Origin of the sequence: Rhizobium sp. YJ-22 (genome assembly GCF_029601685.1) — a bacterium.
Lineage (GTDB): Bacteria > Pseudomonadota > Alphaproteobacteria > Rhizobiales > Rhizobiaceae > Metarhizobium.
Map to the genome: position 1 here is coordinate 77,749 of NZ_JARRIR010000014.1, position 23,895 is coordinate 101,643.

Genomic DNA, 23,895 nt, shown 5'->3' on the forward strand with positions numbered 1-23,895 from the left:
AGAGATACAGTATGAATGCATTGATGATGACCTGGGCGATCGCCGGTGCGACGGCGTTCGGCGTGATCACCCGGCCGTTTGCGCTTCCTGAAGCGATATGGGCCGTCATCGGCGCCGCGCTTCTCGTCGCGCTGGGGTTGATCGGCATTTCCGATGCCTGGGTCGGCATTCTCAAGGGACTCGATGTCTATCTCTTCCTCATCGGCATGATGCTGCTTTCCGAACTGGCCCGGCGCGAAGGACTGTTCGATTGGCTGGCATCGATCGCCACGGCGCATGCGAAGGGCTCCCCCCGGCGCCTGTTCATATTGATCTATTGCGTCGGCATCGTCGTCACCGTCTTCCTGTCGAACGATGCGACCGCCGTGGTGCTGACGCCGGCGGTCTATGCGGCCTGCCGGGCGGCAAGGGTCAAGGATCCGATGCCCTATCTCCTGATCTGCGCCTTCATCGCCAATGCCGCCAGCTTCGTGCTGCCGATTTCCAACCCCGCCAACCTGGTGATCTTTCGCGGCGAGACGATGCCCTCGCTTCTGCGGTGGCTGTCGATCTTCGCGCTGCCGTCGATCGCCTCGATTGCCGTGACCTTCCTGGCGCTGTATGCAAGCCAGCGCTCGGCCCTCGCCGCAGACAGCCTGGCCAGCGACATACACGAAACCGAGTTGACGCCAACTGCAAAACTCGCCGCGCTGGGATTGTGCATCACGGCGGTGTTGCTTTTGGCGGCCTCTGCCCTCGGCCTCGATCTCGGACTTCCGACATTCGTTGCGGGTTGCCTGACGACGGCATCGATACTGCTGATCACCCGGCAGAGCCCCACTGCCACCCTCAAGGAAATTTCATGGAGCGTTCTGCCACTGGTCGGCGGCCTCTTTGTCATCGTCGAGGCTCTCAACCGAACCGGGCTAATCGATCACCTCGCCGGATATCTTGCCGAAGGGGCGCGTGATTTTCCGGCGCAGACCGGCGCCATGGCGGGTGTCGTGGTGGCGCTGGTGTCCAATCTGGTCAACAATCTGCCGGCTGGGCTGGTGGCGGGTAGCGCCGTTCAGGCCGCGCAGGTGCCCGACAAGATCGCCGGCGCCGTGCTGATCGGCGTCGATCTCGGTCCCAATCTGTCGATCACCGGCTCGCTGGCGACGATCCTGTGGCTGACCGCCATGCGGCGGGAAGGTCTGGATATCGGCGCATGGCGCTTCCTCAAGATCGGCGTCGTGGTCATGATCCCAGCCCTTGCCGCCTCTCTGGCAACGCTGGCGATACTATAGGGATTGACCGGGATTATCGATATAAAACAAAAGCTTCCATGAAAATTGGGATGTAGCGCCTCAGTTTCTGCCCTGGAAACATTGACAGGCATTGTCCGGTTATGCAGGCTGTCGCCGTTGAAGAAAGGGGACGCGCCATGAGCAAAAACTCGATTCGCAACGAGGTCCGAAGGAAGCTTGCAGCGGCTGAGCCGAATGAAGCAGGCGTTCGCATCGTGAACAGCGGACTTCTCGCCAGCACGCTTCTGCGGCTTTATCCGAACGTCTTCGAAAAAGACGATCTGCTTGACCACATCCATGACGAATGCCGCAAACAGGATGTCGTCTTTATCGGCTGATACGATCCGGAACCCTCGTCTGCCGAGAGGCGGCCGAGGGGCTGGCCGCATCTGATCGACCCGTCCATTCCGCCGCCACCCACGCCGGCGGGTGGTTTCACAGTCCCACCGCCTTCATCGACCTTGCCGCCAAGCCGACACGTCAAATCTGCGGTCTGAGCGAACCATCCTGAAATGAAGCGGCGACCACCTTGCCAACCCGATGAATGCGAATGAACCGGCCGATCACCAACACGCCGGGGTTTCATCACGTCGTGACGTGACATTCGCGGACGATTCGCTAATATCATCTATTCTGAACCCAAGATGAATGAAACGGGCAAGGCGCGATGAGAGAGAAGAAAATTTTGCATATCGAGAAAGCGCTGTCCCGCCGCTGACTCGGCGGGACGATCCTGAGGTCATCGAAACGAGCTTTCGAGACACATCCGCCTGCCTTCAAGCTTCATCTGGTCGTCATCGCCGGCATGACTGGTTTCCGCCAAGTGCCCGAGGGCGACAGACGGCTCATCTCGGGGGGCAGTCATTTCGCGGATGAAAGAACAGGAGCGTTTTGATGGTGGATATGCGTACGGAACTCAGCCTTTGGATCGAGTGCGTCGAAGCCATCCTCATCGACAGGGGGGTTCTGGATGAGGACGGCCAGCTTGCATGGGAAATCGATTCCCAGTTTCCCAAGGAAATCGAAGATGCGCTTGACGGGTTTATCGAAAACCCGATCGAACTCGTCGGATTGCTGAGAATCTCGAGGGATGCCCGGGACGGACGGCCTTTGTCGCCCGCTGTCCTGAGCGCCGCTCACCTCATGGCGCGGGAAGTGTTGCAGGCCTTGCAAAGCAGCGAGATTGCCGATGAGAGCCCCTCGATGTCACGGCATTGACATGCGAGCGCGCTCATGCGGACCGTGAAAGACCCGCAAAAGCACGTCGAACGGCCATCCTGGCGTTCATCGCGGATGGGGCGGCCGCGAGAATGATGCGTCTTGATGCCACCGTTTTCGAAGGCCACTTCCCGCCTGCCAAAAGCCCCTGCGCGCCGATACACGGAAAGATAGGCCCGTCAGTCTTTTTGCCACATTAACTTTTGCCGTCGCAGCTTATATGCTCAGCAGGAACTTGGCCGCCCAGCCTGACTTGAGCCTCTCCACCGGAGATATCCATGTTCGAGCATTTCGACGCACTCGTCCTTGCCCGCTTCCAGTTCGCCTTCACGGTCTCTGCCCACATCATCTTTCCGGCCTTTTCGATCGGGACCGCGAGCTACCTCTTTGTCCTCGAAGCACTCTGGCTGAAAACGAAGGACAAGACCTATCTGGAGCTCTTCGATTTCTGGAAGACGATCTTTGCCGTCGCATTCGGCATGGGGGTGGTTTCCGGTATCGTCATGTCCTACCAGTTCGGCACGAACTGGGCCGTGTTTTCGGACAAGGCCGGGCCTGTGATCGGCCCGTTGATGGGCTACGAGGTGCTGACGGCTTTCTTCCTCGAGGCAGGTTTCCTCGGCGTCATGCTGTTCGGGCTGAAGCGCGTCGGCCCCGGCCTGCATTTCCTGGCGACGGGCATGGTGGCGCTGGGCACGCTGATTTCGGCGACGTGGATCCTCGCCGTGAATTCCTGGATGCAGACGCCGACCGGCTTCGCGATAAACGAGAACGGGCAATTCATCCCGGTCGATTGGTGGGCGGTCATCTTCAATCCGTCCTTTCCCTACCGTCTTGTTCACATGGTGCTTGCCGCCTACCTGACGACCGCCTTTGTCGTCGGCGCGGTCGGCGCCTGGCATCTCCTGAAACGAACCGCGCCGCTTCGCGCCTATACGATGTTCTCCATGGCCATGTGGATGGCGGCGATCGTTGCGCCGCTGCAGATCCTCGCCGGCGACGCGCACGGCCTCAACACGCTCGAACATCAGCCGGCCAAGGTGATGGCGATGGAAGGGCATTTCGACAGCCACCCGAACGGTGCGCCGCTGATCCTGTTCGGCATTCCCAATCAGGCGGAAAAGCGGGTCGATTACGCGGTCGAAATACCCAAGCTCTCCAGCCTGATCCTCAAACACGGTCTCGACGAACCGCTTGCAGGGCTCGACACCATCCCCGAGGACAAGCAGCCGCCGGTCGCCATCGTCTTCTGGTCGTTCCGGCTCATGGTCGGGATCGGCTTCGCGATGCTGGGGATCGGCATGTGGTCGCTGCTCTGTCGTTACAGGGGAACGCTGGACTCCAACGTCTGGCTGCATCGGGTGGCGGTCGCCATGGGGCCGGCGGGGTTCGCTGCGGTGCTCGCCGGCTGGGTGACCACGGAAGTCGGCCGGCAGCCGTTTACGATCTACGGTCATCTGCTGACGGCCGAGTCCCATTCGCCGATCGCCGCCCCGGCGGTCGCCACGTCCCTGATCGCATTCATCGTCGTCTATTTCTTCGTCTTCGGCGCTGGCACGTTCTACCTTCTGCGCCTCATGGCGCGCCTTCCGCGCGATCCCTCCCCCGAACTCATGGAAGGCCCGATCCGCACGCGCGGCATTACCCCCGGCCCCGCTCATGGAGGCACTCATGGTCATTGATCTCGCATTCATCTGGGCCGCCATCATCGCCTTCGCGGTCCTTGCCTATGTCGTGATGGACGGCTTCGACCTTGGCGTCGGCATTCTGTTCGCACTGTTTCCCGACAAGAAGGATCGCGACGTGATGATGAATTCCGTCGCACCCGTCTGGGACGGAAACGAAACCTGGCTGGTCCTGGGCGGCGGCGGGCTGCTTGCGGTTTTCCCGCTTGCCTACGCCACGATCCTCCCGGCGCTTTACATGCCGCTGATCGCCATGCTGCTCGGCCTCATCTTTCGCGGCGTCGCCTTCGAATACCGGTGGCGAACGAAACGCTGGGAACGTGTCTGGGATGTCGCCTTCGCAGGCGGCTCGCTCGTTGCAGGTTTCTGCCAGGGCATCGCGCTGGGCGCGCTCGTCCAGGGGATTCCCGTCGTCGACCGCGCTTACGCAGGTGGCTGGTGGGACTGGTTGACGCCATTCTCGGTTGCCACCGGCATCGCCCTGCTGATCGGCTACACGTTGCTCGGCTCGACATGGCTGGTGATGAAGACGGAAGGCGAACTGGCCGCACGCGCACGCCGCCTGGCAATGCGGCTCGCCTTTGCGACGGTAGCGGCGATGGGCGTGTTCAGCCTGTGGACGCCATGGCAGCGCCCGCTCTACCTCGATCGCTGGTTCGGATTTCCGACCGCGATCTTCAGCGTCATCGTGCCGCTGCTGGTGCTTGGCTGTCTCTATCTCATCGTCCGCGGCTTGCGCACCGGCCGGGACGCGCAGCCGTTCCTGGCAGCGCTCGGCTTGTTCATCCTCGGCTATGCCGGGATCGGTATCAGTTTCTATCCCTATATCGTGCCGACCTCCCTGACGATCTGGGATGCGGCCGCTCCGCCTGCAAGCCTGTCGTTCCTCCTGGTCGGCGCGCTCGTGCTCGTCCCGATCATCCTTGCCTATACGGCCTATGCCTACTGGGTGTTCCGCGGGAAGGTCCGGCACGGCGAGGGATATCACTGATGCAGCGATCTGCGCCTTGGGGACATCGCATCCTGTGGTTTGTCGCATTGTGGTGTCTGGGCGTCCTGGCCACGGGCGCCGTCGCCTTTGCCATCCGGCTTTGGCTTTACCAGCCGCACTAAGGGGCAAAAAGCCGGCAACCTCACCCGCGGCAATGGCTGCCGCGGGCGCTTTCGAAACGGCATGGCGTTCGCGACTCCGTCAGCCCGCTGCCAGGCATCGTTTCAACGCCTTCGCCGCGATGTCGATCTCCTCCTCGCTGGATGCGGCAAAGCCGACGAGAAGCGCCTTTCGCGGCGATGCCCGGTTTGCGTAATAATAGGAAAGCTGTTCGACGCCGAGATTGTTGTGACGGCAACGGATCAGGATCGCGTCCTCGTCCACCGACTGGTCCCGGTAGTAGCAGAGATTGTAAAATCCCGATGCGAATTCGGGCGGCTCGAAGATATCGGCAAAATCGGACCGCAGGATTTGCAAAAGCCGGTTCTGGCGCCTGGCATATATCCGGCGCATCCGGTGCAGATGACGGGCATAATGGCCGTCCTCGATGAAGCGGCCGACGATCTGCTCGGTGAACTGGGGCAATGCCCTGTAGCGCACCTGGATCAGCCGGCGGCATTTTTCCGCAAGCGCCCGCGGCATGATCATGTAGCCGACACGCAGAGATTGCAGCAGCGTCATGCTGAAGGCACCGATATAGATGACCTGGCCGGAGCGATCGAGCGCCTTCAGCGGCGGGATGGGACCGCCCCGATAGCGGAACTCGCTGCCCAGATCGTCTTCGATGATCAGGGTATCGCGGTCGGCGGCCCAGTGCAGCATTTCCAGCTTTCGTTTCATCGGCATGGCGATCGTCATCGGCTGCTGCTTGGCCGCAGTGACGAAGGCAAGCTTGACGTCGCGGCTGGCGACGGTATGCGGATCAGGCCCCGATGCATCGACATGCATCGGCTCGATCCTGCAAGCGGCTGACTGGAAGATCGACCGGATCGCGGCCATGCCCGGCTCTTCGAAGGCGACGGTGTCGCCGGGATCGAGCAGCAGTTCGGCGAGAAGCGTCACGGCATGATGGGCGCCCAGCGTGGTCACCACGTCCTCTGGCTCGCAGCGGATACCGCGACTGACGGCGATGTGGCGGGCAATCTGCTCTTCGAGCAGCGACGGCCGCAGGATCTCGCGATAATTGACGATGCGGAAATCGCCTTGCGCATAGACCTCCTTCGTCAGCCGCGACCAGATGTCTACCGGGAACAGCCGATGATCGGGCGTCGCCATGTGCAGTTGCTGCGATCCGTCATTGAGGGTCAGGGAAGTGCGCCATGTCAGCGCCTGCCCGCGCCGGGAAAGCCGCTTTTCGAACCGGTCCGGGATCGCGTTTGCGTCTTCCGGGGAGGCGTGAGTGTTTGTGGACTGGCGACGGGGCACGGTTTCCACATAGGTGCCGCTGCCACGCGCGGACCTGAGATAGCCTTCCGCGACAAGCTGGTCGAGCGCCGTCACGACGGTGAAGCGGGATACGCCGAGGCTCTGCGAGAGAACCCGCGACGACGGGATGCGCATTCCGCCAGGGATCGCGCCCGACAGGATCATCTCCCGCAAGCCGTCATAGAGCTGCAGGTAAAGAGGCCGTGCGCTCTGCGCATCGAGCATCAGGCCATCCAGGCTGGAGCCGTCGATCGTCCGTACCATTGCACCGCCTCACCTTATGGCCGGGCCGTGACAAGTGGACTGGCCATTTTCGCGTTTTCTGGATATGTATACAGCACTCTTGGCGATTAATATCCATCGCAGAAGCAAATGGCGAGGCAGCGGACGAGCCGCGGCCGAAACCGTTTCGCCCATATCGAGGGACTACCGATGGATGAACTTAGCTATCTTTCCGGCCTGGTTGCGAAAGGCCGGATGTCGCGCCGGGATTTCCTTGGGCGCAGCGCCGCCTTGGGGGTCGGCCTTGCGGCGGCGGGGTCGTTGCTGTCGACCGCCGCCAGAGCACAGGGGCCGGTGCGCGGCGGCACGATCAGGCTCGGAATGCAGGGCGGCGCGTCCACCGACAGCCTCGATCCGGGCCTTGCAACCAATCAGGTCGCCGCGATCGTCTGCCACCTCTGGGGCGAGACCCTCGTATGGCTGGCGCCGGACGGTTCGCCGATTCCGGTCCTTGCCGAAGGATGGAGTGCTTCGCCCGATGCGAAAACCTGGACCTTCAAGATTCGCAAGGGCGTGCAGTTCCACAACGGCAAGACCCTGACGCCGGAAGATGTGGTCGCGACGCTCGAACGGCATTCGGATGCGAGCGCCAAGTCGGGCGCGCTCGGCGTCCTCAAGGGCGTCGAAACCATCAAGGCGGATGGCGAAACCGTCGTCATTACGCTCAAAGAAGCCAATGCCGACATGCCATTCCTGATGAGCGATTATCATCTGGTGATCCAACCTGGCGGCGCGAAGGACAATCCCGAGGCGGCGATCGGCACCGGACCCTACAAGCTCGCCGCCAGCGAGGCGGGCGTGCGCTATAACGCGACCCGGTTCGAAGATTACTGGGACCGCGAAAACGCCGGCTTCGCCGAACAGGTGGAGGTCGTCGTCATCAATGACGCCACGGCACGCATCGCCGCCCTGCAGGGCGGGCAGGTGCACATGATCAACCGGATCGAGCCGAAAACCGTTTCCCTTCTGAAAAACATGCCGAGGGTGACGATCCGGAACATATCCGGCCGTGGCTTTTATCCCTTCAACATGTTCTGCGACACGGCGCCCTTCGACAACAAGGATCTTCGCCTTGCGCTGAAATATGCGATGGACCGCGAGACGATGATCGAGCGTATCCTGCGCGGCTATGGGTCCGTCGGCAACGACACGCCGATCAACAAGGCCTATCCACTTTACGAGGAAATCGAGCAGCGCGCCTACGATCCGGAGAAAGCCGCCTTTCACTTCAAGAAATCGGGACATGACGGCGCGGTCTTGCTGCGTACATCGGAAGTGGCCTTTCCCGGCGCCGTCGATGCGGCGGTGCTGTATCAGGAAAGCGCCAAGAAGGCCGGCATCGCCATCGAGGTCAAACGCGAGCCCGGCGACGGTTACTGGTCGAACGTCTGGAATGTGCAGCCCTTCTCGACCTCCTACTGGGGCGGTCGCCCGACCCAGGACCAGATGTATTCCACCGGCTACATCTCATCTGCGGACTGGAACGACACCCGTTTCAAGAACGAGGCCTTCGACAAGATGGTGGTCGCCGCGCGCGCGGAACTGGATGAGACGAAGCGGCGTGCGATGTATCGCGACATGTCGGAGATGATGCGCGACGAAGGCGGCCTGATCGCGCCGATGTTCAACGATTTCATCGACGGCGTCAGCGCGAATATCCAGGGCTGGGTGGACAATCCCGCCGGCGAACTGATGAATGGCGACGCGCCGCTGCGCTGCTGGCTTAGCGCCTGAGCGCGACACCCGGATCGAACGCACCGCCCCCGGGGGCGGTGCTTCACATCATGCCAAGGACCCCAAGATGCCGCTTCGCAACAAACTTCTGCTCATCATTCTCGACGGCCAGCCCTGGCGCAACGCAAGACGGCTGATGGGCAATCTGGAAGGCTGGGTGGAGGCCGGCGAAGCCCGCGTCTGGAAGATGCGCTCGGTTCTGCCCTCGACCTCCGCCTCCTGCTATGCCTCGATCCACACCGGCGTGCCGCCGCAGGTGCATGGCGTGCTTTCGAACGAAACCCTGTTCCGCGTCGAGCAGCCGGACATCTTCTCCGAAGTCGCCAGGGCCGGCGGCAGGACGGGCGCCGTGACCCATTCCTTCTGGTCGATTTTCTTCCAGCGCGCGCCCTTCGACATGGTGCGCGACATCGAATATGACGATGCGGAAGGGCCGATCCATCATGGCCGCTTCCACACCATGACGGGCTACAACCACCAGAACCAGATGACGCCCAGCGATCTCGACCTGTTTGCGACGCTGACCATGCTGACCGAGCGCCATGCGATCGACTACGGCATCCTGCATACCTGCACGCTCGACAGCATGGGGCATCGCTATGGCCATGATTGCGCGCAGATGGACCATGCCTGCTTTACCATCGACGCACAGCTTGCGGCCTTCCTGCCGCGCTGGCGCAGAAACGGCTACGAGGTCATCGTCACCGCCGATCACGGCCAGACCAACCGCGGCCACCATGGCGGTCATGACGACGAGATGCAGGACTTCGCCTTCTACTGGTTCGGCGGCGGCGAAGGCCCTCCGGCCGAGACCCTCCTGAACCAGCTTCAACTCGCACCGACAGTGCTGTCACGCATGGGCGTGGAGCCGCCCGCAAGCATGCAATACAAATCCTTTCTCACCTGAGCGAGTGGATCACGGATACGCCTGGTTCGGCTTCGGCACCCGGCTCGACAGTTCGCCGGTCAGGTTGCTGACTCGTCGATGGTGTTCCCACGCCAGTATCGATCGATGATATGCCGACCGTTTTGCAGAATCCGGTCTCCGGTCTCCGGATCGCCTCCAGCGAGCGTTCGCGGATCGCCGCCGCACAGGCGAACGAACAACATCTGCTGGGCTGCGAACGCGAAATAGTCCTGATGCGTCGGCTCGAATTCGAGGCCGGCGGAACGAACCGCCTCCGATGCGCCTGCGGCCGCATCCGCGACCGCCTTTTCGATTGTCTCGAACAGCGCCATCTCGGCCGCCTCCCGTATATCGAGGAATTTTCGTTGCTCGGGGGACAAAACGGGGCAGCGATCGTTCGACATGGGATCTCCGGGACATTTGGGCGCGGATGCGGATGCATCCTGGCCGGTTGGCGACGCCAATATGCCACGCCAATCCAGTCAACGCCTATGGCAATCTCCACGTTTTCCAAACTGTCGCGGTTGTCGCCTGCTGGGATAACGACCGTTTCGCCGCCTGTCGCAAGCGTCAGCGGAGCGGCGTGACGCCGCCCGCCACACCGGCCAGAATGGTGTCGAACACCGCGATCTCGGCTGCGGAGACCTCATGGGCGCGGTCGGGAAGAATATCGCATCGCAGCCGCGCCCGCGCCCTGGCGAGAGCTTCGGCGGCGCTGGCAAAAGCATCGACCGGGATCCAGGCATCCCTGTCCGAGCCGGTCAGGTAAACCGGCAGGCAATCGAGGTCGGCGAAGGGACGCTCGCAAGCAGGCGTTCCGACACGGCAGCCGGTGAGATTGACCATGGCGCCCTGCCATGGACCATGACGCATCGCATATTCCAGCGCCAGGCAGGCGCCCTGGCTGAAGCCGCCGATGACGAGCGGCGGCGGTTGCGCCGCATCCCGCGGGAGGCGGTCGACCAGGCCGCGAACATGATCGACGGATCGCTGCAGCTGCTCGCGGGTGACGTCCGTCAATGCTTCCGTGGCGCGCGCGCCGTACCAGCTGTTGCCGGTCGCGCGCGGCAGGATGAAGGCGATGCCCTCAGTCGCGGTCAGCCGGGCGATCACCTGCTCCGCCATGTCCTCGGGCGATTGCGTGCGCCCGTGGATGAAGATGCAGTGGACAAGGGCCTCCCCGGGCGGCGCGCCGAGGAGGAGAGGCGTTTCATGTGTCGGCATCGGTCAGGCTCAGAAGTTGGCCGGTTCCAGTCCGGCGATCAGTTCGTCCCTGCGATGCTCGAACCATGGCGGGAAGACGAGCGTGGAGCCGATCTTGTCGGCGGGTTCATCCAGTGCCCAGCCGCCTTCCACCGACCAGGCGATTTCGAACAGCGCACCGCCCGGCGAGCGGACGTAACAGGACTTGAAGTAATTGCGGTCCTTCTGATCGGAAACGTCGGTGAAGCCGAGTCCTTCCAGATGCGCCTTCAGCTTGAGCTGGTTTTCCTCGCCGCCGGTGTTGAGCGCCAGATGATGGATGGTGCCGCCTGCAAGCGTCCAACTCCCCTGCGGACCGCTGGCCTCATGCAGGACCTCGACCACGCTGCTCGGCCCCAACGCATTGGGAACGGAGAACATCAACCCCTCGTCGCTGTCGGCCTCCTTGGTCATCGACATGCCGACGGTCAGGAAATCGTCCATGGCGGTGCGGTCGAACACCGCGATCGCCGCGCCGTAGATGCCCTTTATGCCGTGTTCGGCGGCAACACCCTGGGCCTCGTTGACGATCGGGGGCCGGCTGTCGGCCGGGCTCTCCACCAGTTCGTGCGGGATGCCGCACGGATGCTTGAAGGCGACGCGCGTGATGCCGAAGCGTGAAATCGTCGATGCCTCGATTCCCTTGCCGTTCAGACGGTCGACCCAGTAACCGGCCGAACCGACCGGGATCGCCTGCTGGATGATTTTCGACTGGTTGGTGCCGCGCTTGCCGTAGACGGCCGGCTTGCGAAACGGGAAAGTCGTGATGATCGTCGACGCGTCGCCGTTCCTGGAACCGTAATAGAGATGATAGACGGGAATGGTGCCGTCGAACAGCACGGTGCGCTTGACCGAGTAAAGGCCCAGCGCTTTCGTGTAGAAATCGTAATCCTCCTGCACGCCATCGGTGCAAAGCGTCAGATGGTGATATCCGCTGACAAGGGCCATCGTTCTCCTCCTTCGAGCAAACCCTGGAACCGGCCGGCTGCAGCTCCTCCACTACAGGCCGGAAACGAAGATCGCCGCCGGGAATGCCGGATGACCCTCGATGGTTCGAACTATAATCGCCGGAGATCGCACCGTTGATGAGAATATTCATGAATGTTATAGCGGAATGCTATGAAGATCGTGGAACATCATCTCGTCCAACTCGCCGCCGTCATCGAAACCGGCGGCGTGACCGAAGCCGCGGCCATGCTGGGCATGACGCAGTCGGCGGTCTCGCGTACCCTGTCCATTCTCGAAAAGCGCATCGGTGAGCCGCTCTTCGTGTCCGGCCGCCGCCCGATGCAGCCGACGGCGCTCGGCGAGCAGCTCGGCCAGCAGGGAAAATCGATTCTCTCGTCCTCCCGCAAGGCGATGGAGATCATCCGCAGTTTCAAATCCGGCTCCTCCGGCCGCGTGCGGATCGGCGGTGTGCCGTTTTTCATGGATGCGGTCGTCTCGCCGATGATCGCCTCCTTCCAGCGCAGCGAGCCTGGCATCATGGTGCACCAGTCCTACGGCAATTATTCCGATCTGGTGGCCGAACTCGATTCCGGCCAGATCGACCTGGCGGTGACGCCGACGGGATCGGTGGATCTGAGTGCGGCCCACCACTTCGAGCCGATCCTGCCGGCGCGCAACGTGCTTGCCTGCGGCGCGGGCCATCCGCTGGTGCGCAAGCGCAGCCTGGCGACCGAGGATATCGTCAACTATCCCTGGGTGGCGCCGCTTCCGGGCTCGCCCCTGGTGCTAGACCTGCACAATATCCTGCTGACGCTCGGTCTTGCGGAAGTATCGGTGCGTTATGCCGGCGGATCGCTGCTCAGCGTGATGAATTACCTGGCCGGCACCGACGCGCTGACCATCCTGCCGCTGTCGGTCGCCTATGCCTTTCGCGGCGAAAGCAAGATCTCCATCATCCCGCTCGATATCCCGCAGCCGGAGCGGGCGCTGGGCATCATGACCCGCAAGAAACCCTATTCGAACCCGGCCGGGCGAAAGTTCCTCGGGCATCTCAGGCGCGAATTCGCTGAATTGCGCCATGTCATCGAAAAATACGAAAGGACGTTCCGCTGGGCGCACGGTCCCTTCATGGCCGACCGGGACAGGGCGGCCTCTCCCTGGTGAAACCGGCGGAGATGCGCCGCCGGTTTCTCTCAAGTCTGCTTCAGGCCTTGACGTCCGCGGGCCACGCCAGCACGAAGTCGTATTCCACCTCCCAGAACCAGCCCTCGAATTCCAGCTGCCGGGCGCGCTCGGCGTCGTCCACCCGGCGGAATTCCGCCAGCAGGCTTTCCTTCACACCGAACACGGCATCGGAATTGATGTAGGGATCGTCCGGATCGAAGATATGGGTGGTCAGGGTCTCGAAACCGTCCGCCTTGAGGATGAAATGCAGATGCGCCGGCCGGTAGGGGTGGCGCCCGAGCGCACCGAGCAGCTTGCCGACCGTGCCATCATCCGGGATCGGATAGAATTTCGGCTTGACGGCCCGAAACCAGTAGCGACCGTCGGCGCCGGTGCGGAAGACGCCGCGCAGATTGAAGTCCGGCTGGATGCCCTTCTGCTGGACGTCGTAGAAACCCTCGTCATTCGCCTGCCAGACGTCGAGCACGGCGTCGGCGACCGGCTGTCCCTGCGTGTCGAGGATCCGCCCATGGATGAACATGTCCTCGCCCTTGTGGTCGAGGCAGATGTTCGCGCCCATCGGCATCTCCGGCGCATCGGCGACGTGGAACGGTCCAAGCACCGTCGATTCTGAGGCGCCGGACGGTTTGCGGTTGTTGATCGCATCCACCAGCATGGATACGCCGAGCACATCCGACAGGAGGATGAATTCCTGCCGCCATTCATTGCACAAATGGCCGGTTTTCGTCAGGAACATGATGGTCTGGAACCATTCCTCCTGCGTCGGCTCGATTTCCTTGACCGCTTCATGCAGCTTGCGGGTGATGACCTCCATCACCTGCTTCAGACGCGGATCGGCGGCATTTGCGTTGCGGCCGGTGACCACCTCGACCGAATTCTCTTCGGTGAAGAACCCCTTTTCATGTGTTTCCATGGCAAATCCTCACAGGGCCAGAATGGATGTCAGCGCCCGGCGCAGCTCGGCGAGCGGATCGGCGGCGGCGGCTTCGCTGCGCCAGCAGACATGATGGTCGGGCCGCACCAGCACGATGCCGCTGTCGCTGACCTCGCGCTGCCGCGCCCAGTCGCCATGCAGATCCTGCCAGACCTGGCGCGGGCCGATGACATGCGCGGCAATATCGAGACCCAGCTCGGCGCCGAGCTGTCCTGCCGCCTCGACCCATCCGTGCCCGCCGATGCCGGTCAAAACGGTAAAGCGACCCTTGCCGCACAGGTCGAGCGTCGAGAGCCTGCTGCCGTCCTGCGCAAACAGCCAGGCATGCGGCAGGCGCGCGCCCGGCCATGTCGTCGGCTGATAATGCAGCTCGGCATCCTTTTCGAAGGCCGGCGCCGGCTGACCGCCGGTCACGACCGCGTCGGAGACATAACGCTGGTTCATCTCGACGCCATGGGCGTCGAATTCATAGACCTTGGCGGCGATCGCCTTGCGGATGGCGGCGCGTTGCTCCTCGGCGGCCGGGGTGTCGTCGCAGCGTGCATCCATGTTCTGCTGCATCTTCACCGGGTCGATGGAATCGAGCAGGCCGAGCGCCTTGAAGATGGGGCCGAATTCCTCGATCGACTTGTTGGCGCGGGTGACGATCTGCTTGGCCACGGGGGCGCGCTCCTGCTGGTAGCTGTCCAGCAGGCGGGGTCCCGCCTTGCCCTTCAGCACGAGGGAAAGCTTCCATGCAAGGTTGAAGGCATCCTGGATCGAGGTGTTGGAGCCAAGCCCGTTCGATGGCGGATGGCGATGCGTGGCGTCGCCCATGCAGAAGACACGGCCGCTCTGCATCGTCGTCGCATACATGTTGTTGACCGTCCAGGTGGAGACAGACTGGATCTCGACCGGCAGGTCCGGTTCGCCGACCAGATCGCGCACCACCTTGGTGGCGAAAGCCGTATCGACCTCGGGCGCCGGCTGGTTGATGTCATAGCCCCAGACGATCAGCCATTCGTTCCACGGCCGCACCATGCGCACCAGCCCCATGCCGATGCCGCCGACATCCGCGCCCGGCTGCACCACCCAATAGAGTACGGAAGGACGATGGGCGACATATCGGGTCAGGTCGGCCTTGAACAGGATGTTCATCGATCCCCCGACCCCCATCCGTCCCTCGAAGCTCAGGCCGGCATCCTCGGCGACCTTGGAGTTGCCGCCGTCGGCGCCGATCAGATATTTCGAGCGGATCGTCAGCTCCCGGCCCGTCAGCCGGTCGCGGCAGGTGGTGGTGACCCCGTCCTCATCCTGGCGGTGGCTCAGATATTCGGTCGACATGCGCGCCTGCGTGCCGCGCGAACAGGCGGTCTTGAACAAGAGCGGCTCCATGAAGGTCTGCGGCAGGTCGTTCATGTGCGACGGCGACGAGAGCTGGTGCTCGGCGCGGCTGAGCGGATGCATGCCCCAGCTTTTCATGCGGCCGATCTCTTCTCCGGCCAGCGAGGTGCAGAAGACGTTTTCGCCCATCAGTTCCTGATGGGTGGCGAAGAGATAGGCTTCGTCCTCCACATCGCGGCCGAGATCGCGCAGCACCTCCATGGTGCGCTGGTTGGTGATATGGGCGCGCGGCGTATTGGCCAGCCAGCGATAGCGGTTGATCGCCATGTTCTCGATGCCGTAGCTGGCCAGCAGCGCTGCGCAGGCCGAACCGGCCGGGCCGGTTCCGATGATGAGAACGTCAGTTTCGATGTCAGCCATGCGGCACTCCCTTGATCGTCTGTGCGTTGTGTGTGCCCGTCAGGATGCGACGGACAGGAAAAAGCTGAATTCCGGTGCGGTTGGCAAAAAGGCCCCACAGGCCGCTGGGGGCGAAAAGCATGATGACGATGCCTATGAGGCCCAGGATCAGCAGATACCATGAGCCGTAATCGGCGAGCAGGTTGCGAAGGACGAAGAAGACAACGACGCCGACGATGGGACCCTCGATCGTCCCGATGCCGCCGATCACCACGATGAAAATCACATAGGCCGTCCAGTCGGGAACGGAGAAGGCGGCGTCGGGCGAGATGCGGGCCTTCTGGACATAGATCAGCGCGCCGGTCAGCCCCGTCACCAGGGCGACGACCAGATAGACGAAGGACTTGATGCGGAGCGGATCGACCCCGATCGAACGGGCTGCCTCGCGATTGTCGCGAACTGCCGCAAGGCCCAGCCCGTGCCGCGAGCGCAGGAGCCTGTAGATCAGCCCGACCGTGGCGACGGCCAGCAGCAGCGCCAGCCAGTAGCAGACGATATCGGTCGCCTGCGCGGCGCGTACCCCCAGCCAGTCGGAAACGAGGCGCACGCCGGCCATATCCCGTGTCGCCCCGGAGGGCAGCGAGGTGCCGGTGCCGCCGCCGAGCGCCTTCCATTGCGCCAAAGACAGGCGCACCACCTCGGCGATCACCCAGGTGCCGACCGCGAAATAGGCGCCCTCGAGGCGGAAGACGAAGAAAGCGGTGGGCACGGCCAGCGCCGCCGCCGCCAGTCCGCCGATCAGAATGCCGGCAAGCGGGTCGAGGCCGAGCAGGCTGACGGCGGCGAACATGGCATAGGCGCCGAAGCCGACGAAAGCCTGCTGCCCGACGGAGACGAGGCCGGCATAGCCCGCCAGCAGGTTCCAGCCCTGCGCCAGCACCAGCATGGTGAGAATGAAGAACAGATCCTGAAGCACGGCGCGCGTGGCGAAAAACGGAACAGCGAAGGCCAGCGCGACGACGACCAGCGCGGCCGCGGCCGAGACGGAAGAGGCGCGCGTGCGCATGGAAACGGTCCAGGCCGGGGATGGCAGCGTGTGATCGTTCATCTTAATCCACCGCCCTTGGGAAGAGCCCGCGCGGGCGGGCGAGCAGAACCAGAAGAAATGCGACATGGCCTGCGAGAATCTGCCATTCGGGATTGATCGCCGCGCCGATCGTCTGCGACACGCCGAGAATGATACCGCCGGCAAGCGTGCCCCAGAACGACCCCAGGCCGCCGATGATCACCGCCTCGAAGGCATAGATCAGCCGGGCCGGGCCCATGGTCGGATCGAAATTGGCGCGGGTGCCGAGATAGAGCGCGGCGATGGTGACCACCATCATCGCCAGCCCGGTCGCGGTCGCGAAGATGCGATCGGCGCGGATGCCCATCAGGCCGGCGGTGGCGCGGTCGTCGGAGGTGGCGCGGAAGGCGCGCCCGAGAGCTGTGCGGTAGAAGATCAGGTTGAGCGCGACGATGACGCCGATAGCGGAGAGGAACGTCAGGAGCGGCATCGTGCCGACGCTGACCGGACCGAACTGCAGCGAGGCGGTTTCCAGCGCGCCGGCCGGGATGCGGCGGCTATCGGCGGAAAAGCCTTCGAGCAGGCCGTTCTGAATGACGATCGACAGCCCGAAGGTGACGAGCAGAGGCGGCAGGATATCCTTGCCCAGCGTGCGGTTGAGAACGACGAACTGCAGGGCCCAGCCGAAGGCGAACATCGCCGGCAGGGCAAGCGCCGCCGCCACGAAGGGACTGAGGCCCAGCGCCGAGGCGAGAAGCAGGACGAGGAAGGCGGCAAGCACGATCAGATCGCCATGGGCAAGATTGACGAGCCGCATGATGCCGAAGACGAGGCCAAGGCCGGCGGCGAACAGCGCGTAGAGACCGCCAAGCAGCACGCCCTGAACGATAGTATCGAGCCAGTTCATGTCGTGTGCGCTCCAAAATAGGCTGCATGAATGGCATCGCGCGTCAGTGACGACGGCGTGCCGGTGAGCGTCACGCGCCCTTCCATCAGGCAATAGACCCGGTCGGCGACCGCCAGCGCCTGGCCGATATCCTGCTCGACGACGACGATCGAGGCGCCGCCGGCGCGAATCTTCGGAAAGGCCGCGTAGATGTCCCGGATCACGACCGGCGCGAGACCGAGGCTGATTTCGTCGCACAGGAGGATGCGCGGATTGGACATCAGCGCCCGGCCAATGGCCACCATCTGCTGCTGGCCGCCCGACAACGCCGTGGCGGGGCTGTCGCGGCGCTCTTTCAGCACCGGAAAGAGATCGTAGACCGTGTCGAGCGTCCAGACCCGGCCGCTGCGGCCATAGCATCCGACCAGCAGGTTTTCCTCCACCGAAAGCGAGGGAAACAGCTTGCGGCCCTCCGGAACCATGGCGATGCCGAGCCGAACGATCTCCGGAGCGGCAAGGGCGCCGATCCCGCGTCCTTCGAAGCGGATCTGATCGGCGCTATTGGCGATCAGCCCGCAGATCGAGCGCATCAGCGTCGACTTTCCGGCGCCGTTCGCCCCGATGACGGCGAGGGTCTCCCCCTCTTCCAGACGCAGGTCGACGCCGAACAGCGCCTGGAAATCGCCGTAAAAGGCGGTCAAGCCTTGGGTTTCCAGCAGGCTCATCACACTTCGATCCCGAGATAGATTTCGCGCACCGCCCTGGACTCCATGATGTCCCCCGGCTGGCCGATGCCGATCACCTTGCCGAAATGCAGGACGAGCAGACGGTCGACGACGGAGGTCAGCGCATGCAGCACATGCTCCACCCAGATGATCGAGACGCCGCGGCGATGGACGGCCCGGATCGTTTCCACCAGTTCGTGACATTCGCCCTCGGTCAGGCCGCCGGCGATCTCATCGAGCAGCAGCAGCCGGGGATCGGTCGCAAGGGCGCGTGCAAGCTCCAGGCGCTTGCGCTGCAGCAGGCCGAGGCTGCCGGCAAGCTGGTTTGCCCGCCCGATCAGCCCGGTTGCGACGAGAATGTCGGCGCAGTAACCGCCGACATCGGATTCGGCCCGGCGCGATCCGAATGCGGCGGCCACCAGCAGGTTTTCAAGGACGGTCAGCTTTTCGAAAGGCTGCGGTATCTGGAAGGTGCGGCCAATGCCGGCAAGGCAGCGCGCCATCGGCGCCTGCCGGGTGATATCGGCGCCATCGAAGGCAATCGTGCCGGAATCGGCGTGGAAGTTGCCGGTGATCAGGTTGAACAGCGTCGATTTTCCCGCCCCGTTCGGGCCAATGACGCCAAGCGCTTCGCCCTTTTCCAGCGCAAAGCTCACCTGATCGGCAACTTTCAGGGCGCCGAAGCTCTTCGAAACCGTGTCGAGCGCAAGTATGGGCATTCCGATCCTCCTCACCGGGCCTGTCTTCCCTCGTGGCGTGACGCGGCGCGAGCCTCGTCACGCCCCCGGTCCCGTCAGGCGATGGCTTCCATCTTGCCGCCGGTCGGAATGGCCGGGGCCGTCTGGTTGTCGGTGATGACGAGGTCGTAGCCGCCGCCCTCCTTCAACCGCCACTGGCCGCCGACCAGCGGCGTCTTGGCGACGTTCCTGGCGGCGAAAGGCGGAAGATTGGCGCCGTCCCAGGCCACCGGCCCGACGATGGTGTCGAGTTTCGTGGCGGCGATCGCGGCGATCACCGCCTGTGCATCCGTGGGATCGGCCCGTTTCATGACATCGACGGCCAGTTCGAACAGGGCGTGGACGAAGCCGATCGGCTGCGTCCAGGGCCGGCCCGTCGCCTTGGTGAACCCTTCGGCGAGCGCTGCCGCGCTGTCACCCGTCAACGACGACTTGAAGGGATGGCTGGCCGACCACCAGACCTCGCAGGACAGGTTGTGACCGTTCCTGCCCAGCGCTTCCACCGATTGCGGGAAGAGGATGGCCTTGCCGATCGAGGCGATCCTGGGCTTGAAGCCCTGCTGCTGCGCCTGGTTCCAGAAGGTGGTGAAATCCGGCGGGATCATCACGCCGGTGACGATCTCGCAACCGCCGGATTTGAACGTGTTGATCTGGGCGGAGAAATCGTCGGTCAGATTCTGGTAGCGGCCCGGATCGGTCAGCGTATAACCGCCCTTGTCGAGCACCGGCGGAAAACCGACCGTCTTGTCGCCCCAGGCATTGCCGTCGCCGTCATTGGGAAACAGTCCGCCGACCTTCTTGTTGGTTTCGAGCTGACCCCACATATTGGTATAGACGGCGATGACGTCTTCCAGCCCCCAGAAGAAATGGAAGACGCTGTTGAAGGGTTTCCACGACGACGGATCGCCGGGATTGGCCTGCTGGCCGATGAACCAGGGTTGCCAGGGGGCGGCCGTCGAGATGCAGGGCACTTCCTCCGCCTCGCAGGTCGTGGCCACCGGATTGGTGGTCTCCGGCGTGGAGGCGACGAGCATGAGATGCACCTCGTCGTCGACGATCAATTGCTTGGCGACTTCCGCAGCGCGGTTCGGATTGGACTGGCTGTCCTTGACGATCACCTCGAATTCGAGGCCGGCGGCCTTGGTGGCGGCCATGAAGCCGTCGACGATGAACTTGTCGGCCTCGGCGAAGGCCGCAAGCGGTCCGGTCTGCGGGCTGACATAGCCGAGCTTGATCGCGCCGCCCCTGGCAAGCGCCGGCATGGATAGGCCGGATGTCGTCGCCAACGCCCCGGTGGCGGCGGCGGTCTTGATGAAATCGCGTCTCGTGAACATGAAATTTCCTCCTCCCAAAGAAAATCAGTACGGCGGTCGATGTCCCGCCCAGGCATTCTGCAGCAGCGAACGGATGGATGCGCGCTCGACGGAACGCGGGTTCCAATAGGGATTCTTCGTGGCGATGTCGGCGGCGCGATCGAGGTCTGCCTCGCTCAGGCCGAAATCCTTCAGCGCCATCGGCGCTCCGATGGATTGCGCGAAATCATACAATGCCTGGCCGGGCGTACCGCCGAAGATCTCGCCGACGGGCGCCATCGCTTCCGGCACGGCTTCGGCATTGAAACCGATCGTATGCGCAAGCATGATCGAATGTGTCTCGGCATGCGGCGTATCGAAGCTGCCGCCGAGCGTATGGCAGAGCTTGTGATGCAGCGACATGGTGATCTGGCCGAGCACCGTGCCGCAAAGCCAGGCGCCGTACAGGGCCTTTTCGCGAGCGGTGGCGTCCCCCGGATTGCCGACGATGGCCGGCAGCGCCTGTCGCAAGGCGCGCATGCCCTCGATCGCCATCATCGTGGTGATCGGGTTGCGATCGGGGGCGTAGAGGCCTTCGGCCGCATGCGCGATGGCGTTCAGGCCGCTGGTGACGCTCATGCCGACCGGAAGGCCCAGCGTCAGGTCCGGATCGTAGATCACCACCTCTGGCAGAACCTTGGGGCTGCGCAGGGTCGTCTTCACGCCGTTTTCGGTCTGGCCGAGGATGGGCGTGACCTCCGAGCCCGCATAGGTCGTCGGCACGACGATCTGGGCGATGTCCGTGCGCAATGCCATGGCCTTGCCGAGACCGGTCGTGGAGCCGCCGCCGAGCGAAACCACGCAATCGGCCTGCAGCGCGTCGGCTCTTGCTACCGCCCGCTCGCTCACCTCCACCGGCGTATGCATCGTCGCATCGGTGAAGACGCCTGCGGAAAGAGCGCCCAGGCGCTGCGACAGAGCCTCGGCATCACCGGCCTGATGCGGACTTGACAGCACCAGGACGCGCCGGCGGCCGAGCGTCTCGACCCATTTGCCGACCTCGGCGCTCGTGCCGCGCCCGAAAACGATGCGTGCGGCGCTGCCCTGGTAGGAGAATGTCATCGTCATGTCGCCAGCCTTTCCTTTTTTGCCCGAACCATCACGAAGGTGAAATCCAGCGACCAGCGCTGCCCGCTCTCATCGGCCTTGAATTCGCCGATCAGGTCCTGCTTGACGCCGAACAGGGCGTCTTCGCTCAAATGCGGGTCGCAGCCGTCGTAGACATGGGTGCTGATGGTTTCGAAGCCTTCGGCCTTGATGAGGAAATGCAGGTGCGCCGGGCGACGCAAGGGAAAACCGATGCTGCCGAGCATGCGCCCGACCGGACCGTCGCAAGGCACGGCATAGCCCCCCGGGCGCACCGTCCGGTAATGGAAACCGCCGCCGGCATCCGTGCAGAAAACGCCACGCAGATTGAATTCCGGCTGCTGGTCCGGCTGCTGGTTTTCGTAGAAACCTTCACCGTTCGCCTGCCATGTCTCGACGGTCGCGCCGGCGATGGGATCGCCGTCGAGATCGAGCACCCGGCCCTTCACGTCGAGAGGAACGCCGACGCCATCGAGGCAGATGTCGGCGCCGAGCGGCAGCCGCGGCGCGTCTGCGCGGTAGAAGGGGCCGCGCACCGTGTTCGGCGTCGCCCCCTTGGGACGGCGCGTGTTGATCTCCTCGATGAGAGCGCTGACGCCCAGGAGATCGGAAAGCAACACCCATTCCTGGCGCCGGTCGTCGCTGGCATGGCCGACATCGGTCAGGAATTCCAACGCCTTGCGCCAATCGGCCGCCGAGGGCCGTGCTTCGCGGATCAGGCTGTGCAAATGCTCGACAAGGGAAATCATGAATGCCGGCAGCCGCCCGGCCTCGGCATGCTTTCTGAGCCGCTCCGCCACCAGCCGCGCGGAATTGCCCTCGCTGAACGATATGTCTGCCATGTTTCCTCCGATGACGCCAATCTAGCAGGCGGGAATTGGGCGCTTGATAATTTTTTTCCCAGTTAATATGCATTATTGCTATGAAGATCGACGAGCGACATCTGGTGCAACTGGCGGCGGTGGTCCAGGCGGGGGGCGTGACCGAGGGCGCGATGATGCTCGGCCTGACGCAGCCCGCCGTATCGCGCACTCTCGCCGCGCTGGAAAAGCGGCTGGGCGAGCCGCTGTTCATCCGCGGGCGCCGGCCTCTGCAACCGACGCCGCTTGGCCGGGCGCTGGCGGATCATGGCCAGGCGATGCTCAACGCCTCGCGCAAGGCATCCGCCCTTGTCGAGGGGTTTCGCCATGGCCGCACCGGCCTCGTTCGCGTAGGCGGCACGCCGTTCTTCATGGATGCGCTGATCGCCGGCATGGTCGCCGGGTTTCAGAACGCATTTCCCGATGTGCGCATCGAACAAAGCTATGGCTATCTGCCGGAGCTTCGCGCCGCCATCGTCGCCGACCGGATCGACCTCGCCATCTGCCCGATCGACATGTTGGACGAAGGGTCGGGCATGCGCTTCCAGGAACTGCTTCCCGGCCGTAACGTCGTGGCCTGCCGTATTACCCATCCCCTGCTGCTCAAGCGCAGGCTCAACGGTCCGGAATTGCTGGACTATCCGTGGATCGCGCCACCGCCAGGCAGCCCGCTGCTGGCCGACCTGCGCAGCCTCGTGCTGTCGCTTGGCGCCACCGAAACCAAGATCCGCTATGCCGGCGGATCGCTGACCAGCGCCATCAACTACATGAAGGCAAGCGATGCGTTGACGATCCTGCCCCATAGCGTGGTTTTCGCCTACCGCAACGACAAGGCCATCACCGCCTTGCCCGTCAACATTCCCCATCCCGAGCGTGCGCTCGGCCTGCTGCAGCGCACCGAGGATCTGAGCGCCCCGGCGACGGAGGCGTTTGCCGCCCATATCCGCAAAAGCTTCGAAAACCTGACGCATCTGATCAAGCGCCATGAACAATCGGTGATCTGGGGCCTGTGAAGCCGGCGACGATCGCCGGCCCCTGCATCAGAAGGTGGCCGAATCGTCGGGCCACAGCAGGATCGGCGCGCGCCCGCCGCCGCTGACCGGCCGGAGCCCGTGCCAGCCGCGATTGGCGTAGACCAGCGCCTCGTCTTCCCGCGTCTCGTGGGAATGGGCCGAAACCTCCAGCAGTTCCGCGGTGACGAGGCAGGCTCCCGGCGCTTCCAGACGACCGCGGATGACGGCCCGGAACCGCAGATCCACTTGCGGATAATAGGGCTCGCCGCCCGCAAGCCTTGCCCATTCCACCTCGGAGCCGAACCGGTCCTTGCCGCTGGTCGCGCAGAGCCGCGCCAACTCCATGTCGGCCCGGCGCACGAAATGCACCACGACGGAGCCGGCGCGCCGGACCGCCCGCGCGCTCGCGGAATGATCCGACAGCGAAAAGGCGATGGTCGGCGGAGAGACGCTGACCGAGATCAGCGAACTGACCGTCAACGCCACCGGTCCGTCGCCCGGATCGGCGGTGATGATCGCCACGCCGGACGGGTGGTGGCGGAAGGCCGCGAGGAAGGCGGCGGCCACGTCGGGTGGCGAAGCCGCCGCATCGCCACCCTGTGTCCCGCCGCTGCGGTTCGAGGCCACGG

Annotated in this window: 23 protein-coding genes; 9 read left to right on the plus strand and 14 right to left on the minus strand. The window is 63.7% G+C overall.

Annotation, left to right across the window (positions count from 1 at the left end):
- Positions 1–11 precede the first annotated feature (11 nt).
- The 5 genes from P7F60_RS25400 (at position 12) to cydB (ending at position 5,162) form a co-directional block, all read left to right on the plus strand.
- Positions 12–1,268: an arsenic transporter gene (locus P7F60_RS25400; RefSeq protein WP_277920495.1), complete on the plus strand. Its 1,257-nt coding sequence runs from the start codon at positions 12–14 to the stop codon at positions 1,266–1,268.
- 137 nt (positions 1,269–1,405) lie between these two features.
- The gene (locus P7F60_RS25405) at positions 1,406–1,606 is read left to right on the plus strand and encodes a hypothetical protein (RefSeq protein ID WP_277920496.1); all 201 of its coding nucleotides are present in this window, start codon (positions 1,406–1,408) and stop codon (positions 1,604–1,606) included.
- 556 nt (positions 1,607–2,162) lie between these two features.
- The gene (locus P7F60_RS25410; protein WP_277920497.1) at positions 2,163–2,486 is read left to right on the plus strand and encodes a hypothetical protein; all 324 of its coding nucleotides are present in this window, start codon (positions 2,163–2,165) and stop codon (positions 2,484–2,486) included.
- A 278-nt stretch (positions 2,487–2,764) separates the two neighbouring features.
- Positions 2,765–4,168: a cytochrome ubiquinol oxidase subunit I gene (locus P7F60_RS25415; RefSeq protein ID WP_277920498.1), complete on the plus strand. Its 1,404-nt coding sequence runs from the start codon at positions 2,765–2,767 to the stop codon at positions 4,166–4,168.
- Positions 4,158–5,162, plus strand: coding sequence for a cytochrome d ubiquinol oxidase subunit II (cydB, locus tag P7F60_RS25420; RefSeq protein ID WP_277920499.1), 1,005 nt, complete (start codon positions 4,158–4,160; stop codon positions 5,160–5,162). The genes P7F60_RS25415 and cydB overlap by 11 nt, the downstream gene beginning before the upstream one ends.
- Before the next feature lie 201 nt (positions 5,163–5,363).
- Here the strand turns inward: cydB and P7F60_RS25425 are convergent, their stop codons facing one another.
- Positions 5,364–6,851 carry a PLP-dependent aminotransferase family protein gene (locus P7F60_RS25425; RefSeq protein WP_277920500.1) on the minus strand — a complete coding sequence of 496 codons (1,488 nt, stop codon included), beginning with the start codon at positions 6,849–6,851 and terminating at the stop codon, positions 5,364–5,366.
- A 168-nt stretch (positions 6,852–7,019) separates the two neighbouring features.
- Between P7F60_RS25425 and P7F60_RS25430 the strand changes: the two genes are divergently transcribed.
- Both P7F60_RS25430 and P7F60_RS25435 read left to right on the plus strand, forming a co-directional pair.
- Positions 7,020–8,603 (plus strand): ABC transporter substrate-binding protein, encoded by a 1,584-nt coding sequence (locus P7F60_RS25430; protein ID WP_277920501.1) that lies wholly within the window; start codon positions 7,020–7,022, stop codon positions 8,601–8,603.
- Positions 8,604–8,670: 67 nt separating this feature from the next.
- On the plus strand, positions 8,671–9,510 hold the full coding sequence (locus P7F60_RS25435; RefSeq protein WP_277920502.1) for an alkaline phosphatase family protein: 840 nt from the start codon (positions 8,671–8,673) through the stop codon (positions 9,508–9,510).
- A gap of 59 nt (positions 9,511–9,569) precedes the next feature.
- On the opposite strand, the gene P7F60_RS25440 is transcribed toward P7F60_RS25435, so the two are convergent.
- The 3 genes from P7F60_RS25440 to P7F60_RS25450 form a co-directional block, all read right to left on the minus strand.
- Positions 9,570–9,914, minus strand: coding sequence for a hypothetical protein (locus P7F60_RS25440; RefSeq protein ID WP_277920503.1), 345 nt, complete (start codon positions 9,912–9,914; stop codon positions 9,570–9,572).
- A 166-nt stretch (positions 9,915–10,080) separates the two neighbouring features.
- Positions 10,081–10,734: an alpha/beta fold hydrolase gene (locus tag P7F60_RS25445; RefSeq protein WP_277920504.1), complete on the minus strand. Its 654-nt coding sequence runs from the start codon at positions 10,732–10,734 to the stop codon at positions 10,081–10,083.
- A gap of 9 nt (positions 10,735–10,743) precedes the next feature.
- Positions 10,744–11,700: a VOC family protein gene (locus tag P7F60_RS25450; RefSeq protein WP_277920505.1), complete on the minus strand. Its 957-nt coding sequence runs from the start codon at positions 11,698–11,700 to the stop codon at positions 10,744–10,746.
- Between the two features lie 171 nt (positions 11,701–11,871).
- Between P7F60_RS25450 and P7F60_RS25455 the strand changes: the two genes are divergently transcribed.
- Positions 11,872–12,864 carry a LysR family transcriptional regulator gene (locus tag P7F60_RS25455; RefSeq protein WP_277920506.1) on the plus strand — a complete coding sequence of 331 codons (993 nt, stop codon included), beginning with the start codon at positions 11,872–11,874 and terminating at the stop codon, positions 12,862–12,864.
- A gap of 40 nt (positions 12,865–12,904) precedes the next feature.
- Here P7F60_RS25455 and P7F60_RS25460 read toward each other — a convergent pair whose 3' ends face one another.
- The 9 genes from P7F60_RS25460 to P7F60_RS25500 form a co-directional block, all read right to left on the minus strand.
- Complete coding sequence (locus P7F60_RS25460) at positions 12,905–13,798, minus strand: intradiol ring-cleavage dioxygenase (protein ID WP_277920507.1); 894 nt, start codon at positions 13,796–13,798, stop codon at positions 12,905–12,907.
- A gap of 9 nt (positions 13,799–13,807) precedes the next feature.
- A complete protein-coding gene (locus P7F60_RS25465) occupies positions 13,808–15,562 on the minus strand; it encodes an FAD-dependent monooxygenase (protein ID WP_277920508.1) in 1,755 nt (584 codons plus the stop codon).
- Positions 15,555–16,649 carry a branched-chain amino acid ABC transporter permease gene (locus P7F60_RS25470; protein WP_277920509.1) on the minus strand — a complete coding sequence of 365 codons (1,095 nt, stop codon included), beginning with the start codon at positions 16,647–16,649 and terminating at the stop codon, positions 15,555–15,557. Before P7F60_RS25470 ends, P7F60_RS25465 begins: the two co-directional genes overlap by 8 nt.
- 1 nt (position 16,650) lies before the next feature.
- Complete coding sequence (locus P7F60_RS25475; protein WP_277920510.1) at positions 16,651–17,514, minus strand: branched-chain amino acid ABC transporter permease; 864 nt, start codon at positions 17,512–17,514, stop codon at positions 16,651–16,653.
- Positions 17,511–18,218 carry an ABC transporter ATP-binding protein gene (locus P7F60_RS25480; RefSeq protein ID WP_277920511.1) on the minus strand — a complete coding sequence of 236 codons (708 nt, stop codon included), beginning with the start codon at positions 18,216–18,218 and terminating at the stop codon, positions 17,511–17,513. Before P7F60_RS25480 ends, P7F60_RS25475 begins: the two co-directional genes overlap by 4 nt.
- Positions 18,218–18,937 (minus strand): ABC transporter ATP-binding protein, encoded by a 720-nt coding sequence (locus P7F60_RS25485; RefSeq protein WP_277920512.1) that lies wholly within the window; start codon positions 18,935–18,937, stop codon positions 18,218–18,220. The genes P7F60_RS25480 and P7F60_RS25485 overlap by 1 nt, the downstream gene beginning before the upstream one ends.
- Positions 18,938–19,011: 74 nt before the next feature.
- On the minus strand, positions 19,012–20,289 hold the full coding sequence (locus P7F60_RS25490) for an ABC transporter substrate-binding protein (protein ID WP_277920513.1): 1,278 nt from the start codon (positions 20,287–20,289) through the stop codon (positions 19,012–19,014).
- A 24-nt stretch (positions 20,290–20,313) separates the two neighbouring features.
- Positions 20,314–21,375: a maleylacetate reductase gene (locus P7F60_RS25495; RefSeq protein ID WP_277920514.1), complete on the minus strand. Its 1,062-nt coding sequence runs from the start codon at positions 21,373–21,375 to the stop codon at positions 20,314–20,316.
- A complete protein-coding gene (locus P7F60_RS25500) occupies positions 21,372–22,235 on the minus strand; it encodes a dioxygenase (protein WP_277920515.1) in 864 nt (287 codons plus the stop codon). The genes P7F60_RS25495 and P7F60_RS25500 overlap by 4 nt, the downstream gene beginning before the upstream one ends.
- Before the next feature lie 80 nt (positions 22,236–22,315).
- Between P7F60_RS25500 and P7F60_RS25505 the strand changes: the two genes are divergently transcribed.
- Positions 22,316–23,266 (plus strand): LysR family transcriptional regulator, encoded by a 951-nt coding sequence (locus P7F60_RS25505; protein ID WP_277920516.1) that lies wholly within the window; start codon positions 22,316–22,318, stop codon positions 23,264–23,266.
- A gap of 27 nt (positions 23,267–23,293) precedes the next feature.
- Here P7F60_RS25505 and P7F60_RS25510 read toward each other — a convergent pair whose 3' ends face one another.
- Positions 23,294–23,893, minus strand: coding sequence for a flavin reductase family protein (locus tag P7F60_RS25510; protein ID WP_277920517.1), 600 nt, complete (start codon positions 23,891–23,893; stop codon positions 23,294–23,296).
- Positions 23,894–23,895 lie beyond the last annotated feature (2 nt).